The following is a 15,740-nucleotide window of genomic DNA, read 5'->3' as shown; positions in this document are numbered from 1 at the left end:
GCTGGAGTCCAGAACTCGCCACTCCGCCCGCGGTCGCGGGGGAGGATTCGGGCCCCGGACGAGATCGCGTTCCGAGTCCCTCAACACCCACAGGGAGTCATTCGTAAGCACACTGTGGCACCGGCCGGCCGCGACGCGCGCCAGCGCCCTTACCGGCCCAGCGCGGCGGACCATGTGTCCCGGTGCCGCAGCGCGTAGCGCGTCACGGAGCGCCAGTGCTCGCCGTGGCCGTCGACATACATCGAGCCCCACGGTTCGATGCCCGTCTCGTGCGACGACCGCAACAGGTGGAGCATCGCTGCGGCGCGCTCGTGCAGAGCACGGGGGAGCTCTTCGCGGAGCGACCGGTCTGCGCCGTAGCCGTCGACGAACGCCGCGAGCATCACGGACGCCACTTCGGGATCCTGCGCCGGGTCGGACAGTGTGAACGCCCCCGCGGCGTAGGCGAGATCCCAGAGGCGCGTGCTGGGTGCCGCGGCATCCCAATCGATGAAGGTCCACCGGTCTCCGATGACGAGGTTCCACGGTGCGAGGTCGTTGTGGCAGACGAGGTCGTCCCCGGGAGCGGGGATGGCGCTGGTCCACCGAGCGTCGGGCGACGGGATGAAGGACGCGCTCGCATCGTGGATCGCGCGGACCATCGCGCCGACCCGATGAAGCTCCGCGGGGAGGAGCGGGCCCCTGTCGAGAGCGAGTGTCCCCGGCACGAACTCGATGACCTGGCGGCCCTCCGCATCCCGCCCGAAGGTCGCGGGAACATCGACACCGGCCTCCCGCACCGCGTCCATGAACGCGACGACCCCGGGCGTCGACGAAGCCCACGGCTTCCGGACCGTCAATCCGATGCGCACGACGACACCGCTGGCATTGCCGCCCTCGAGTCGTTGCTCCTCGTCCATCCTGCGATGCTAACCGGGGTCCCGGAGGACATCTGCGGCGAGGACGTCATCCTTCCGGGCGATCGCGGTCACCCGCCCGGGGGACGCGGATCGCGCCGCCGTTCGTCGCGTCGGCGCATGACCACGGCGAGCATCCGATTGCCTGGCGACTCCGCTTCTGCGCAGACCACTCCGTGGCGGGAACGCCTGTCGGCGGGTGGAGCCGCGGCCGTCTTCACGTGTCGCCGCGCGGCGTTCAGGCCTACGATCGTGCCATGGAGCACGAGGAGAGTGACCCGAGCAGCCGCTTCCGGCACATGGAGCCGCCGATCCCGCTGGACCAGATGGTGGAGACGGTCGACGTCGCCGAGCACACAGATCTCCCCGACGACGGCTATCGCGACCAGCAGTGGTTGATCCGCGCAGCTCTCGGGTGACGGCCGGCCAGGACTCAGGAAGAAGCCTGGTCGTATCCGCTGGCCGGCACCGCGGGCGTGTGCTGGGGGTTCCATGTGGAGCTATCCCAGGCGAGGATGCCGTACCAGACCGGGGTGAGGAACAGCGCAAGCAGGTAGAACACGCCGCCGGGCTTGCCGAAGGCGGTCTGGATCTTGATGCCCGCGATGATGAGGAATACGAGAAAAGCGATCCAGCCCACGACGGGGACGAGCGCGACCAGCACCCACCACCCCTTTTGCCCGCCGAGCTGCAGCACCCGCCACGTATTGAAGATGGGGACCCAGGCAGGCCAGGCTTTGAGGCCCGCCTTCTGGAAGATGGATGTGAGGGCGAATCCGTAGAAGAGATAGCTGATCACCGCGCCCAGCACGGAGTACACGGTGATGGCGGGGTCGATCGACGACAGAGCGTCCAGGGAGTTCCTTTCTGAGCAGCGCAGGCGCGCCGGGGGTGGGGGAGGTCAGGTGGCGAGAAGGGCCGTCGCCGCGAAGGCCGAGAGAGCAAACATCCCGACGTAGATGAGGCGCTCGAAGAGCCCGAAGAACGGACGCAGACGGGGGACGGAGGTGGCCGCCAGGGTCAGCGCACTCGCCAGCGTCATGCCCCAACCGAGGAGGGATGCGGTCGGGGCAGCCCATTGCAGGCCGGCGGCATCGCTGAAGGCGATGGCCACCATGAATCCACTGACTGAGGCTGCGGCGAACGCTCCGAACGCCAGCCACTCGCCATACGCGCGCCGAGGGGGCTTGACGGGGCAGGTGATGCCGCTTCACCACCCGGATGCGGCGACAACTGCCCCGCGAACCGGGTCAGGTGGGGAGGAAGTACTCGCGGGCCAGCGGCGCGACCTCGAGAGTGGCCGCATCAGCGCGCGTCACCCAGCGGAGTTCTGCGATCTCGGCCGCGGCGACCGGATGCTGCGCGCCGATGTCGACGGTGAACACATCGGCGATGACGAGGTGCCCGGGTTCGTTGGCGGCGGCGGCCGTGAACTCGCCGAGCGCGACGAAGTCCGCGGCATCCAACGTCAGACCCAGTTCTTCGCCCAGCTCGCGGGCGAGGGTCTCGGCAGCATTCTCCCCGACCTCTGGTTTGCCTCCCGGCTGCATGAACGCTGTCGTGCCGGACTTGCGGACGAGCAGCAGGCGTCCGGCCGCATCGGTGATGACGGCGGCCGAGACATGGATGCGGGCTTCGGGCACGCTGGAACGCTAGCATCCGACGGGCGGGCGTCCAGGCGCTCCGTGGGAGAATCTCCTGTGCCCGAGACGACCCCACCCGCTGATCTGCCGCCGAGCGGTATCGACCCCGACGACCTCGCCGCCACGCTCCGCGTGCTCGCGCAGTTGGATGCCGTGGACCAGGACCACCCCGACTTCGTCACCGTGCGCCAGGCCACCGGCAAGATGTTCAAGGCCGTGAAGGTCTCGCGGCGCAAAGCTGCCCGCGCGTTCGTCGCCGAGTCCGACCGGGCCGTGGTCGCGGCGACCGCCACGGGCGCTCCCGATCGCATCGACGATGAGACCCGCGGCATCCCGATTTCGACGTCGACGACGGCGCCGACCGCCGGGACCCTGCTGAAAGCCCGCGCCTGCTACATCTGCAAGCGGCCGTACACGTTGGTGGATGCCTTCTACCACCAGCTGTGCCCGGACTGTGCGGCGATGAGTCACCGCAAGCGCGAGGCGCGCACGGACCTCACGGGCAAGCGGGCGCTGCTGACCGGGGGGCGCGCGAAGATCGGCATGTACATTGCGCTCCGGCTCTTGCGCGACGGTGCGCATACGACTATCACGACGCGTTTCCCGCGCGATGCGGTGCGCCGGTTTTCGAGCTTGCCGGATGCTCCCGAGTGGATCGACCGGCTGAAGATCGTCGGCATCGACCTGCGCGATCCCGCCCAGGTGCTCGGACTCGCCGAGGATGTCGCCGCCAGCGGCACCCTCGACATCCTCATCAACAACGCGACGCAGACGGTGCGGCGCTCGCCGGGTGCCTATCAGCCGCTCGTGGATGCCGAACTCGCTCCGCTGCCGGACGGGCCACTGCCGGCGCTCGTGACCTTCGGACACACGAACGATCAGCATCCGCAGGCGCTCGAGCGCTCGGTGACGGCGCACCCGATCCTCGCGGCCGCAGCGTCCCGCGCGGATGAACTCACCGAGCAGGCGATGGCGGCCGGATCGAGCTCCCTCGAGCGACTCGCCGCCGGCACCGCGATCGACGCCGGTGGTCTCATCCCCGATCTGCACGACGTCAACTCGTGGACGCAGAGCGTGGATGAGGTCGATCCTCTGGAGATGCTGGAGGTGCAGCTGGCCAACACCACGGCGCCGTTCCTGCTGATTTCGAAGCTCCGCGCCTCGATGGCCGCGAGCCCCGCCGCGCGCACTTACATCGTGAATGTCAGTGCGATGGAGGGTGTCTTCAACCGCGGCTACAAAGGCCCCGGGCATCCGCACACGAACATGGCGAAGGCGGCCGTCAACATGCTCACCCGCACGAGCGCACGCGAGATGTTCGAGACCGACGGCATCCTCATGACGAGCGTGGACACCGGCTGGATCACCGATGAACGACCGCATCCGACGAAGGTGCGGTTGGCGGAAGAGGGTTTCCACGCGCCCCTCGATCTCGTCGACGGCGCCGCGCGCGTGTACGACCCGATCGTCCGCGGCGAAGCGGGCGAGGACCTTTTCGGCGTCTTCCTGAAGGACTACGCGCCCGGCGCGTGGTGATCGGGAAGGAAAAGCCAGACCCGCGCGCCCCCGAGCGGTGACTCTTCCAGGCCGATGCGTCCTCCATGTGCCTGTGCGATGCGCCGGCACGTCGCGAGCCCCAGACCGAGCCCCGGCGCCTGGCCCGTGTCGCCGCGTTCCATGAGCTCGAACATGCGCTCGCGCTGATCTTTGGGAACACCCGGACCGTTGTCGTCGACGGTGATGCGCCACCCGGTCGCGGTGGCGGCAGCGGTGATCTCGATGTGCGGATCGGCGCCCGCCCCGCGCGAGAACTTGACCGAGTTGGCGATGAGGTTCTGCAGGAGAACGTGGAGGAGCGTCGGGTCACCGGTGACGGTGAGCGCCGCGTCGTGGGTGACCGTGGCGCCGGCGGCGGCGATCGCGACGGAGAGGTCGTCGACGGCGGTCTCGACAGTCGCCGCGAGGTCGACCGGGATGCGGCGGAGTTCGCCGCCGCCGATGCGTGCATACGCGAGCAGCACAGCGACCATGTCGTCCATGCGGGCCGCCGCCGATTCGGCGTGCGTCAGCGCGCGCTCGACCATCGGATCGTCGTCGAGCGCGAGACCGTCGGCGGCGAGCTCGAGCTGTCCGATGAGCGCGGTCAACGGATTGCGCAGATCGTGGCTGATCTGACCGGCGAACTGCGAGAGCTCGTCGTTGGACCGACCGAGTTCACGGGTGAGTCGCCGCAGCTCCAAGACGTCGACGACCTGGCCGGCCAGGACGTCGAGCGCGTGGCTCTGCTCGGAGGTGAGGTCGCCCGGCTTCCGGTCGAAGACGCACAGGGTGCCGATGACGACCCCGTCGGGGGTCACCAGGGGACTCGACGCGTAGAAGCGCACGTCGTCGAGCCGGCCCGTGACGAACGGGTTGTCGGCGAAACGTTCGTCCGAGCGTGCGTCCGGAACGACGACGTGCTTTCCGTCTGCGAGGACGACGGCGCACATCGAATCCTCTATCGCGCACATGGCCGCCTCGGAACCGACGGTGGCGACCTCGTACTGCCACCGGTCGTCGATGATGTTCACCGTGGCGTAAGGGATGCCGCAGACCGTCGCGGCGATCTGGACCAACCCGTAGAGATCGGGCTCGCTCGCGGGCCGCATGGGTCCGTATCCCGCGATCGTGTCCCGTCGCGTCAGATCTTCCGCCGTCTTCACCGTGCCCCCTGTTGCGCCCGTCCCGGACCCACCCTACGGGTCCCGGGAGCAGGGGCGGCCGCGCTTTGGGTCGGCTCACCTTCGTGGCGCGCGTGCATCGGTCGGCCTACCGTGGTGGTATGACCACTCCGGCAGGAACGCACCTCGACGAGCCGCACCAGATGGGGATCGCCCAGCGGCTCAACTGGCTGCGCGCCGGCGTGCTGGGTGCGAACGACGGCATCGTTTCCACGGCTGCGGTCGTCGTCGGTGTGGCCGGGGCGAGCTCCGAGGTGATGCCCGTGCTCCTGGCGGGATCCGCCGCCCTCGTCGGTGGCGCGATCTCGATGGCTCTGGGCGAATACGTCTCGGTGTCCAGCCAACGCGACAGCGAGAAGGCGCTCATCGAGAAGGAGCGGCGGGAGCTGGCCGAAGAGCCGGAGGCGGAGTTCGCGGAGCTCGTCGGGCTCTACCGCGCGCAGGGCCTGTCAGAGGACACCGCGACGAAGGTCGCCGAGGAGCTCACCGAGCGGGACGCGTTGGCGGCGCACCTCTCCGCCGAGCTGAACATCGACCAGGACGACGTCGTGAGCCCCTGGCACGCCGCGTTCGCGTCGGCGGTGGCCTTCACGGTCGGCGCCCTCCTGCCGATGGCGACGATCCTGCTGCTCCCGCACCCGATGCGCATCTGGTTCACGTTCGTCGCTGTGCTCATCGCCCTCGCGATCACCGGGTACGTCGCCGCGTGGATCGGCGGCGCCGATCGCGGACGCGCGATCCTCCGGATCACGATCGGCGGCGCGCTCGCACTCGGCGCGACGTTCCTCGTCGGAACGCTCTTCGGCACTGCCGTCGCGTGAGCGTCAGAGGCGGCTCCACGCCTCGGTGAGCACGCCCCGGAGGATCTGCTCGATCTCGTCGAACTCCGCCGGCCCCGTCGTCAGCGGCGGGGCGAGCTGGATCACCGGGTCGCCGCGGTCGTCGGCCCGGCAGTAAAGGCCGGCGTTGTAGAGCGCCCCGGAGAGGAACCCGCGCAACAGGCGCTCGGATTCGTCGTCGTCGAACGTGGCCTTGGTGGCCTTGTCCTTGACGAGCTCGATGCCGAAGAAGTAGCCGTCGCCGCGGACGTCCCCGACGATCGGCAGATCGGTGAGCTTCTCCAGCGTCGACCGGAACACCGGCGAATTCTCGCGCACGTTCTGCAGGAGCGACTCCTCTTCGAAGATGTCGAGGTTCGCCATCGCGACGGCGGCGGCCACCGGCTCCAGGAAGACGGCGGCGATCGTGTCGGGGCCCTCGAACTGGATCATCTCCTCGATACGGTCGGCCGCCCAGACGCCGAATTCCTCGGGGGTGGCGCCGGTGAACCCCTGCGCGGCGGCCCGGTAATAGTTGGTGTTCGGCACGCGGAAGCCGCCCGGGGTGATCGGTTCGAACATCGCCTTCATGGCCGGGAGGCCGGTGATGGCGAGCGCCCCCTGCGGGGTGCCGTGATAGGCGATGTAGCGGGAGATCACCTTGTGCTTTCCTGGCTTGCCTTGCAGCTTCCAGTACTGCTTGGCGAGTTTGAACGCCGTCTCGACGGCTTCGCCTCCCCCGGTGGAGAAGAAGACATGGTTGAGGTCGCCGGGCGCCATATCGGCCAGTCGCGCAGCAAGCTCGATTGCCGGCGGATGCGCGTACGACCAGGGCCGATAGGCTCGGTCGTCATGGCCATCGGCGCAACAATCCATACTTTCTCCGTGCAGCTGGCTGACGTCGATCGCGGCGTCTATGAGGAGATCCCGCTCCGCGTTGCCCGGCATCCGTCCGAGACCGACGCGTACATGGTCACCCGGATCCTGGCCTACCTGCTGGAGTACCAGGAGGGCATCGTGTTCAGCGAGGGCATCTCGCAGACCGATGAGCCCGCCGTGTTGGTGCGCGACATGACCGGCAGACTCGTCGCCTGGATCGAGATCGGTGCGCCCGAGGCGGAGCGTCTGCATTTCGGCAGCAAGGCGGCCGACCGGACAATCGTCTACACGCACCGCGATCCGGCCAAGGTGATCACGCGGCTCGCCGGCAAGCGGATCCACCGGGCAGAGGACATCGTCGTGCGCAGCTTCGATCCGGGCTTTGTGGATGCAGCGGCGCGACTGCTGGAGCGGCGCAACGACCTCGTGCTCTCGGTCACCGAGGGGCAGTTGTTCCTGGACATGGGTGGGACGACGCTGAGCTCCGCGCTGCACGAGGACGCCATCGTCTGAGGCCTTCCTTCCGCGCCTCGAGCCGCAGAGTTTCGAGCGAGCCGCATGGCTATGTGCGCACGGATGCTGTCGGCTCGGGCGGAAGGTGTCGGCTCGGCGGGAGGCGGCTCACGCGCGGAGCGCGGGGGCGGTCATCCAGACGTCGACGTCGTCCTGGGAGTCGATGACGAATCCGTGCCGCTCGTACAACCGCCGGGCCGGGCTGCCCTGCAGGACGTTGAGGCGGAACGGCGTGCGTCCGGGCGTCGCCGACAGGAGCGTCTCCAATGCCGCGCTCCCGATGCCCCGGCCCTGGTGCGCCGGGTCGAGGGAGAAGTGCTCGATCCACCGTGCGTCGGGTTCGTCGCGGAGGGCGATGAGCCCCGCATCCTGATTCGCGACCTGGATGACGCGGGTGTCGGCAGGGGCACCGGTCCATTCAACCCGATGCTCCGGTGGGAGGATGGCGGCATGACGCAGACCCATCTCCTCACCGGCGCCGGAAGCGGCATCGGACTCGCGGTCGCCCGCCGGCTCGCCGATCGCGGCGACCGACTTGTCCTCGTTGCCCGCGACGACGATCGCGCGGCGGACCTCACCGCGCTGTTCGCCGGGTCGAGCACCGTCGTCGCCGACCTCCGGCATCCCGAATCTCTTGCGGCGGCCGCCGCGGGCCTGCCGCCAGCACTGGACTCCGTGATCCACGCGGCGGGGGTCGTCGACCTCGGCCACGTCGCCGATCTGCCCCTGGATGCCTGGGAATCACAGCTCGCGGTCAATCTCATCGCGCCCGCCGAACTCACGCGCATCGCTCTGCCCGCCCTCCGTGCGGCCCGCGGCCAGGTGCTGTTCGTCAACTCCGGAGCAGGGCTCACCGCGCACCCGCAGTGGGCCGCCTACGCCGCGTCGAAGCACGGACTGAAGGCGCTCGCCGACGCACTCCGCGGCGAAGAGGCACCACACGGAGTGCGCGTGACGACCGTGTACCCCGGTCGAACGGCGACCCCGATGCAAGCGCGCGTGCATGAGCAGGAAGGTGCCGCCTACGACCCGGCGCGTTTCATCGACCCCGAGTCGGTGGCGACCGCGATCCTCACAGCGCTCGATCTGCCGACGGATGCCGTCATCACCGACGTCTCGGTGCGGCCCGGTCCCCGCTGACACGCGCCCGGCGCGGCGATCGCCACCGCGTGCGATCACGGCATCCGAGGGTCTAGTTTTCGGTGAAAAGCCGCGAACCTCGCCCAGATCGCCTCGGTGTATTTCTGGGACCTCTTCGGCCTCGAACTCGAGAACAACGACTGGCGCATCATCCTCGTCGCCGTCGTCTTCATCGCCGCGATGACCTGGGTGAGCTGGCGCGGCGTCGAGATCGGCGAACGCATCCAGAACATCCTGCTCGCCATCCAGTACCTCGCCCTCGCGATCTTCGTCGTGGCGGCTCTCTGGCAGTTCTTCGCCGGAACGGCACCGGGCGCGACCGCATTCGACTGGGAGTGGTTGAACCCCTTCGCCTTCACCGACTTCGACGGGTTCACGGAGGCGGTGCTGCTGGCACTCTTCATCTACTGGGGCTGGGACACGTGCCTCGTCCTCAACGAGGAGACGAAGGATCCGAAACGCATCCCTGGCCGCGCGGCGCTGCTCACCACCGTCATCCTCCTCTTCACGTACGTCTCGGTGACGATCGCGGCGATGATGTACGCGGGCCCCGGCGAAGATGGCACGGGCCTCGGGAACGAGGCCAACGCCGATGACTTCTTCCTCGCCATCAAGGACGGCCTCCTCGGCCCCTGGGGCTGGCTGCTCGTGGTCGCCGTGCTCATCTCCGCGGTCTCGTCGACTCAGACCACGATCCTCCCGACCGCCCGCGGCACGCTCGCGATGGGTGTCTACCGGGCCCTCCCCGAACGGTTCAAGACCGTGCACCCGCGGTACAAGACACCGTCGTTCTCGACGCTCGTCGGCGGCACCGTCGCGATCTGCTACTACGTCGGCATGACGCTCATCAGCGACAACATCCTGCAGGACTCGATCCTCTCGCTCGGTCTCGCCATCGCGTTCTACTACGCCATCACCGGCTTCGCCTGCATCTGGTACTTCCGCAGTGACCTGGGCCGCTCTGCCCGCGACCTCTGGTTCAAGGGCATCTTCCCGTTGCTCGGCGCGCTCATGCTCACGTTCGCGTTCGTGAAGTCGGCGATCGACATGTACGACGTCGACTACGGCTACTCGGTGCTCCTGGGGATCGGCGGCACCTTCGTGGTCGGCATCGGCGCATTGCTCGTCGGGGTCGTCCTGATGGTGATCTGGTACCTCTTCCCCCGGTCGAAGCCCTTCTTCGGGGGCAAGAGCCTCAACCGGGAAACTCCGGTCATGGTGCCGGAAGAACCGGGCGAGTTCGTCCGTTCGATCGACGGCGGCATCTGAGATATCGGTACCGTTCCGGTATGGATGATCTCGACACGGCGATCGTGCTGATCCCGCTCCTGGCGGTGCTCGCACCGGTCGCGGCGCGCGCGATGGGCGCGTGGATACGCGTGCCGGTCGTCGTGTTCGAGTTGGTGCTCGGCATCGTCATCGGGCCGAGCGTGCTCGGCTGGACCGGTCCCTCCGAGTTCGTCGGGCTGCTCTCCGAGTTCGGACTCGCCATGCTGTTCTTCATCGCGGGCACCGAGATCGAGTTCGCCGTCCTCCGCGGGCGCACGGGTCGCCGCGCGATCGGCGGGTGGTTCGTCAGCTTCGCGCTCGGCGTCGCGCTCGGCCTTCTGATCGCACCGGGGCTCGGCGCGATCGTGGTCGGGATCGCCCTCGCCTCGACGGCGCTCGGCGCCCTGTTGCCCATCCTGCGGGATGCCGGGGAACTGCGGACCCCGTTCGGGCGTGCGGTCAGCGCGCTCGGCGCCGTCGGAGAATTCGGGCCGCTCATCGCGATCTCGATCCTGCTCGGCGCCACGGGGCTGCCGATCATCGTCGCGGACACGGGTATCGGCGTCGACCAGAACCTCATCTCCAGCGGCCTCGCCTCGGTACTCGTGGGTGCCGGGATGCTCTCGCTCCTGATCTTCCCTCTCGTCGGGATGTCCCTGCGCGGGGATCCGGTGAGCCGCGTCGAGCCGTCGGGCGAGGCGGTGCGATGAACGCGAGCGCTCTGATCGCCGACGTCCGCGCGCGCCTCTCGGCCGCGCCCCGTGAGCGCCTCGGGGAGTGGACGTCGTCCCGCAAGGTCCTCGGCATCGGGCGAGCCCCGCGCATCGTGCCGGCCGGCGAGGCCTGGCACCTCGGCGTGCTCCTCATCGGACCGGATGCCGTCGCCGCGACGGGGGAGATCGTCCGTGCGCGGACCGAAGTGATCCGCGGCTTCACCGCCGAGTCGCAACGTGCGCGTGCGGCGCTCGCCGCGGCGGCGCGCCGGGGCGGCTTCGCCGAGGGCGAGACCGTGCATCTCGGCTGGGAGGTCCTGGATCTCGACGTCGTGGATGCCGGAGGCACCTCCGGCCCGCTGTCGGTCGTCGTCGGCATTCCGCAGATCCGCTGGAGCGCGGGGGGCGGCATCCGCCCGCTCGGCGACTACCTCGACGAACAGGTGGCGTTGCGCTGAGCGACTGTCAAGGGTCACGGGCCCCCGATCTGCGCAAAGTAGGGTGGATGCTCACAGCACTGGGAGGCGCTCATGCAGGTTTGGCCCGGCTCGGCATATCCATTGGGGGCGACGTTCGACGGCAGCGGCACCAACTTCGCGCTGTTCAGCGAAGGGGCCGAGCGCGTCGAGCTCTGCTTGTTCGACGACGGCGGCGAGGAGACGCGCGTCGAGTTGCGCGATGTCGACGCCTTCGTCTGGCACGCGTATTTGCCCACGATCCAGCCCGGACAGCGCTACGGCTATCGGGTCTACGGGCCCGTCGATGCGGCCAGCGGCAAGCGCTTCAACCCGAGCAAGCTGCTCCTCGACCCGTACGCGAAAGCGGTCGACGGTGAGATCCAGTGGGGACAGTCGGTCTTCGGGTACGACTTCGGTGACCCCGACTCGGTCAACGAGGAAGATTCTGCCGGTCAGATGATGAAGGCCGTCGTCATCAACCCCTTCTTCGACTGGTCGGGCGACCGTCAGCCGAAGACGCCTTATGCCGAATCGCTCATCTATGAAGCGCACGTCAAGGGCCTCACGCAACTGCACCCCGACATCGCGGAAGAGATCCGCGGGACCTACAGCGCGATCGCGCACCCGGCGATCATCGAGCACCTGAAGAAACTCGGCGTCACCGCGATCGAGCTCATGCCGGTGCACCAGTTCGTCAACGACTCGACGCTGCAGGAGAAGGGTCTGTCGAACTACTGGGGCTACAACACGATCGCCTTCCTCGCGCCGCAGAACACCTATTCCGCCTCTTTCAGCGCGGCGGGAGACCAGCGCGGGCAACAGGTCCAGGAATTCAAGGGCATGGTCAAGGCGTTGCACGCCGCGGGCATCGAGGTGATCCTCGACGTGGTCTACAACCACACCGCCGAGGGCAACCATATGGGCCCCACCCTGTCGATGAAGGGGATCGACAACGAGGCGTACTACCGCCTCGAAGACGACGACAAGCGGTACTACACCGACTACACCGGCACCGGGAACTCGCTGAACGTCGGTAACCCGCACACGCTGCAGCTGATCATGGATTCGCTCCGCTACTGGGTGCTCGAGATGCACGTCGACGGTTTCCGCTTCGACCTGGCGGCCACGCTCGCTCGAGAGTTCTACGAAGTCGACCGGCTCGCGGCGTTCTTCGAACTCGTCCAGCAGGATCCGGTGGTCTCGCAGGTCAAGCTCATCGCCGAGCCCTGGGACATCGGTCCGGGCGGCTACCAGGTGGGCAATTTCCCGCCGCAGTGGACCGAGTGGAACGGTAAGTATCGCGACACCGTGCGGGATCTGTGGCGCGGTGAGCCGTCGACGCTCGCCGAATTCGCCTCGCGCCTCACCGGGTCCGCCGACCTGTACGAGCACTCGGGCCGGAGGCCCGTCGCATCCATCAACTTCGTGACGGCGCACGACGGCTTCACCCTCCGCGACCTCGTCTCGTACAACGAGAAGCACAACGAGGCCAACGGCGAGGACAACAACGACGGGGAGTCGCACAACCGCTCGTGGAACTGCGGCGTCGAAGGCCCGACCGACGACCCCGAGGTGCTGACGCTGCGCGCGCGTCAGCAGCGCAACTTCCTCGCCACGCTCCTGCTCAGCCAGGGTGTGCCGATGATCAGCCACGGTGACGAGCTGGGGCGCACACAGGGCGGCAACAACAACGGCTACGCGCAGGACAACGAGATCACGTGGGTCGACTGGGAGCACGTCGATCAGCCGCTCGTGGAATTCACCGCGGCCCTCGCGCGCTTGCGCCGCGAGCACCCGACGTTCCGCCGCAGTCGCTTCTTCGACGGTCGCCCCGTGCGCCGCGAAGAGGGTGCGCCGGTGCCCGACATCGTGTGGCTGCGGCCCGACGGCACGCAGATGCAGCCGGAGGACTGGGATTCCGGATTCGGCCGCGCGGTAGGCGTTTTCCTCAACGGGGACGGTATCCGCGAACGCGACCGGCGCGGTCAGGAGATCCATGACCGCCACTTCCTGATTCTCTTCAACGCCGGGGACGAGCACGTCGAGTTCACGATGCCGCAGTCCGAGTTCGGTCCGCAGTGGGAAGTGATCGTCGACACCGCTGGCGCGGCCGCCGACGGTGAGCCGCTGTCGGGGGGCGACCACGTCGACCTCCTCGGCAGGTCCCTGATGGTGCTGCGCGACCACGAGGTGGAGCAGCCCGAGGTCGATCACTCGGTCGCCGCCTCGCTCGCCGCGTTCACGACCCCGATCGATGTCGTGCCTGCGCCGGCACCGAAGGCGGAGCAGTCGAGCGGACGATGAGCCGCCGCCCCGTTTCGACCTATCGGCTGCAGGTGCGGCCGTCCTTCGATTTGGATGCCGCCGCCGAGGTCGTGCCCTACCTGCGCGATCTCGGCGTCGACTGGGCCTATCTGTCGCCCTTGCTGCAGGCGGCGGACGGGTCGGACCACGGGTACGACGTCGTCGATCCCACCCGGGTCGACGACGCACGCGGCGGACCGGAAGGGTTGGCACGCTTCAGTGCCGCGGCCCGCGCCGCAGGCCTCGGCATCCTGGTGGACATCGTGCCGAACCATCAGGGTGTCTCTGATCCGACCGAAAACCCCTGGTGGTGGGATGTTCTCCTGCGCGGCCGCACGTCGGTGCACGCCAGTGCGTTCGACATCGACTGGGAGCACGGCGGCGGGCGGGTCGTCCTGCCCGTGCTCGGCGGCGAGCCCGACGACATCGTCGGGGCGGGGGAGATCACCGTTTCACCCGGTGCGACGGATGCCGCTCCCTTCGGGACGGCGCGCTACTTCGACCTCGTGCTACCGCTCGCGGAGGGGACTGCCTCGGCCGAGGAGACCAGCGAGCCGGACCGGGTGCGCGATGTCCTGGCGCTGCAGCACTGGGCTCTGGCGTTCTGGCGTCGCGATGCCGAACGACTGAACTACCGCCGCTTCTTCACCGTCACCTCGCTCGCCGGGGTGCGGGTCGAGGTCCCCGAGGTCTTCGACGCGAGCCACATCGAAATCCTCCGGTGGATCGGTGAGGGCCTCGTCGACGGACTCCGCATCGACCACCCCGACGGGCTCGCCGACCCGGGCGGGTACCTCGACCACCTTGCCGAGGCCGCGGGTTCGCCGTATGTCGTGGTGGAGAAGATCCTCGAACACGGCGAAGAACTGCCAGGCTGGTGGCGAACCGCCGGCACGACCGGGTACGACGCGCTCGGCGAGATCGACCGGGTGCTCACCGATCCCGCCGGAGAGGCGGAGCTGACCGCGCTGGACACCCGCCTGCGGGGGGAACCGCTCGCCTGGAACGCGCTCATCCACGACACGAAGCGCACCGTCGCCGACACGTCGCAGGCGGCCGAAGTCGGCCGTCTGGTGCGGTGTCTACCCGCCGACGTGCGCGACAGATTCGATGACACGGTGCTGCGGGATGCGCTCGCCGAGGTGTTGACGGCGTTCCCCGTGTATCGGGCCTACCTCCCGGCCGGCACCGAGCACGTGGCCCACGCCGTCGCCGAGGCGACCGGGGCGCGTCCGGACCTTGCCGACGCGATCGCGGCGCTCGAGCGCGTTATCGCGGAGCCAGCCCGATTCGGCGCCGAGGAGTTCTCGCGCCGGTTCATGCAGACCACGGGTCCCGTGATGGCCAAGGGCGTCGAGGACTCCGGGTTCTACCGGTACACGCGGCTCGGGTCGCTGACCGAAGTGGGCGCCGACCCGTCGCAGTTCGCGCTCGACGTCGCGGGGTTCCACGCGGCATCCACCCGCCGGCAGGCGACGTGGCCCGCCGCGATGACGGCGCTGTCGACGCACGACACGAAGCGCTCGGAGGATGTGCGCGCGCGGCTCGCCGTGCTCGCCGAGCTGCCGGAGCGGTGGGCGGAGGTCCTCGAGGGCCTGCGCGCGGTCGCCTCGACCGGCGATGGACCGCTCGACGCGCTCCTCTGGCAGGCTGCGGTCGGCGCCTGGCCGGTGACGCCCGAACGACTGCACGCGTACGCCGAGAAGGCCGCCCGCGAGGGCGGGGTCGTCACGTCGTGGGCTGATCCGGATGCCGCAGCCGAGGCACGTGTGCACGCCCTTGTCGACGCGGCTTTTGGTGCGGTGCAACCGATCGTCGAGGAATTCGTCGCCGAGATCACCGGTCCCGGGCGATCGAACGCGCTCGCCGCAAAGCTCGTGCAACTGGCGGGGCCTGGCGTGCCGGATGTCTATCAGGGCACGGAGCTGTGGGACCTCTCGCTCGTCGACCCGGACAATCGCCGCGCCGTCGACTTCGCGGAGCGCCGTGCGCTTCTGGCCCGGATCGACGCGGGGTGGATGCCGGAGATCGACGCCACCGGTGCCGTCAAACTCCTCGTGACATCGCGCGCTCTGCGCCTGCGCAGGGACCGGCCCGATCTGTTCTCGCGCTACACCCCGATGACCGTCGTCGGAGAGGCGGCGGAACACGCGATCGCGTTCGACCGGGGCGGTGCGCTCGCCGTCGCGACGAGATTGCCCGTCGGGCTTGCCGCGCGCGGTGGCTGGGGCGACACGGTTCTCCTGCGGCAGAGCGGACCGACCATCGACGTTCTCACGGGGCGGCAGTACACCGGCGGTCCGCTGGCGCTCGCCGACCTCCTGGACACCTACCCGGTTGCGCTGCTGATCCCGGCGTGATCGCGAGGTGTCTCGTCTCGCTGTGCT

15 protein-coding genes and 2 pseudogenes are annotated in these 15,740 nt (G+C 68.8%); 10 read left to right on the top strand and 7 right to left on the bottom strand.

Annotated features, from left to right (window positions below):
* Nucleotides 1-149: 149 nt before the first annotated feature.
* Complete coding sequence (locus Q0653_RS10620; RefSeq protein ID WP_298944551.1) at nt 150-899, bottom strand: phosphotransferase; 750 nt, start codon at nt 897-899, stop codon at nt 150-152.
* A gap of 254 nt (nt 900-1,153) precedes the next feature.
* Between Q0653_RS10620 and Q0653_RS10615 the strand changes: the two genes are divergently transcribed.
* Nucleotides 1,154-1,315: a hypothetical protein gene (locus Q0653_RS10615; RefSeq protein ID WP_298742014.1), complete on the top strand. Its 162-nt coding sequence runs from the start codon at nt 1,154-1,156 to the stop codon at nt 1,313-1,315.
* A gap of 14 nt (nt 1,316-1,329) precedes the next feature.
* Here Q0653_RS10615 and Q0653_RS10610 read toward each other — a convergent pair whose 3' ends face one another.
* From Q0653_RS10610 to Q0653_RS10600, 3 genes are all read right to left on the bottom strand, one after another.
* Nucleotides 1,330-1,707: a DUF5684 domain-containing protein gene (locus Q0653_RS10610; protein WP_298944550.1), complete on the bottom strand. Its 378-nt coding sequence runs from the start codon at nt 1,705-1,707 to the stop codon at nt 1,330-1,332.
* A gap of 90 nt (nt 1,708-1,797) precedes the next feature.
* Nucleotides 1,798-2,013 carry a hypothetical protein gene (locus Q0653_RS10605; protein ID WP_298944549.1) on the bottom strand — a complete coding sequence of 72 codons (216 nt, stop codon included), beginning with the start codon at nt 2,011-2,013 and terminating at the stop codon, nt 1,798-1,800.
* A 133-nt stretch (nt 2,014-2,146) separates the two neighbouring features.
* Entirely contained in the window at nt 2,147-2,539 is a 393-nt protein-coding gene (locus Q0653_RS10600; protein ID WP_298944548.1) for an NUDIX domain-containing protein, read from the bottom strand.
* Between the two features lie 57 nt (nt 2,540-2,596).
* Here Q0653_RS10600 and Q0653_RS10595 point away from each other — a divergent pair, with 57 nt between their 5' ends.
* Entirely contained in the window at nt 2,597-4,075 is a 1,479-nt protein-coding gene (locus Q0653_RS10595) for an SDR family oxidoreductase (protein ID WP_298944547.1), read from the top strand.
* Here Q0653_RS10595 and Q0653_RS10590 read toward each other — a convergent pair.
* Nucleotides 4,054-5,241, bottom strand: a complete 1,188-nt coding sequence (locus Q0653_RS10590) for a GAF domain-containing sensor histidine kinase (RefSeq protein ID WP_298944546.1) — start codon at nt 5,239-5,241, stop codon at nt 4,054-4,056. The two genes, Q0653_RS10595 and Q0653_RS10590, sit on opposite strands and share 22 nt — an antisense overlap.
* 119 nt (nt 5,242-5,360) lie before the next feature.
* Between Q0653_RS10590 and Q0653_RS10585 the strand changes: the two genes are divergently transcribed.
* A complete protein-coding gene (locus tag Q0653_RS10585; protein ID WP_298944545.1) occupies nt 5,361-6,080 on the top strand; it encodes a VIT family protein in 720 nt (239 codons plus the stop codon).
* Nucleotides 6,081-6,083: 3 nt separating this feature from the next.
* Here Q0653_RS10585 and Q0653_RS10580 read toward each other — a convergent pair.
* Nucleotides 6,084-6,926 (bottom strand): annotated as a pseudogene (locus Q0653_RS10580) (aminotransferase class III-fold pyridoxal phosphate-dependent enzyme); the annotation flags it as partial.
* Nucleotides 6,927-6,929: 3 nt separating this feature from the next.
* Between Q0653_RS10580 and Q0653_RS10575 the strand changes: the two are divergent.
* Nucleotides 6,930-7,469, top strand: coding sequence for a YaeQ family protein (locus tag Q0653_RS10575; protein WP_298944544.1), 540 nt, complete (start codon nt 6,930-6,932; stop codon nt 7,467-7,469).
* 108 nt (nt 7,470-7,577) lie between these two features.
* On the opposite strand, the gene Q0653_RS10570 is transcribed toward Q0653_RS10575, so the two are convergent.
* The gene (locus tag Q0653_RS10570; protein ID WP_298944543.1) at nt 7,578-7,934 is read right to left on the bottom strand and encodes a GNAT family N-acetyltransferase; all 357 of its coding nucleotides are present in this window, start codon (nt 7,932-7,934) and stop codon (nt 7,578-7,580) included.
* Here Q0653_RS10570 and Q0653_RS10565 point away from each other — a divergent pair.
* From Q0653_RS10565 to treY, 6 genes and pseudogenes are all read left to right on the top strand, one after another.
* Nucleotides 7,920-8,609 (top strand): SDR family oxidoreductase, encoded by a 690-nt coding sequence (locus Q0653_RS10565; RefSeq protein ID WP_298742031.1) that lies wholly within the window; start codon nt 7,920-7,922, stop codon nt 8,607-8,609. The genes Q0653_RS10570 and Q0653_RS10565 overlap by 15 nt on opposite strands.
* Before the next feature lie 72 nt (nt 8,610-8,681).
* Nucleotides 8,682-9,878: pseudogene (locus Q0653_RS10560) on the top strand (APC family permease); the annotation flags it as partial.
* A gap of 20 nt (nt 9,879-9,898) precedes the next feature.
* On the top strand, nt 9,899-10,588 hold the full coding sequence (locus tag Q0653_RS10555; RefSeq protein ID WP_298944542.1) for a cation:proton antiporter: 690 nt from the start codon (nt 9,899-9,901) through the stop codon (nt 10,586-10,588).
* Nucleotides 10,585-11,049, top strand: a complete 465-nt coding sequence (locus tag Q0653_RS10550; protein ID WP_298944541.1) for a glutaminase — start codon at nt 10,585-10,587, stop codon at nt 11,047-11,049. Before Q0653_RS10555 ends, Q0653_RS10550 begins: the two co-directional genes overlap by 4 nt.
* Before the next feature lie 72 nt (nt 11,050-11,121).
* Nucleotides 11,122-13,353 carry a glycogen debranching protein GlgX gene (glgX, locus tag Q0653_RS10545; protein WP_298944540.1) on the top strand — a complete coding sequence of 744 codons (2,232 nt, stop codon included), beginning with the start codon at nt 11,122-11,124 and terminating at the stop codon, nt 13,351-13,353.
* Nucleotides 13,350-15,713: a malto-oligosyltrehalose synthase gene (treY, locus tag Q0653_RS10540; RefSeq protein WP_298944539.1), complete on the top strand. Its 2,364-nt coding sequence runs from the start codon at nt 13,350-13,352 to the stop codon at nt 15,711-15,713. Before glgX ends, treY begins: the two co-directional genes overlap by 4 nt.
* Nucleotides 15,714-15,740 lie beyond the last annotated feature (27 nt).

Source organism: uncultured Microbacterium sp. (assembly GCF_947488465.1).
In the GTDB taxonomy this organism is placed as follows: domain Bacteria; phylum Actinomycetota; class Actinomycetes; order Actinomycetales; family Microbacteriaceae; genus Microbacterium.
Note: the sequence above shows the minus strand (reverse complement) of the source record. Positions and strands in the feature narration are given on the sequence as shown.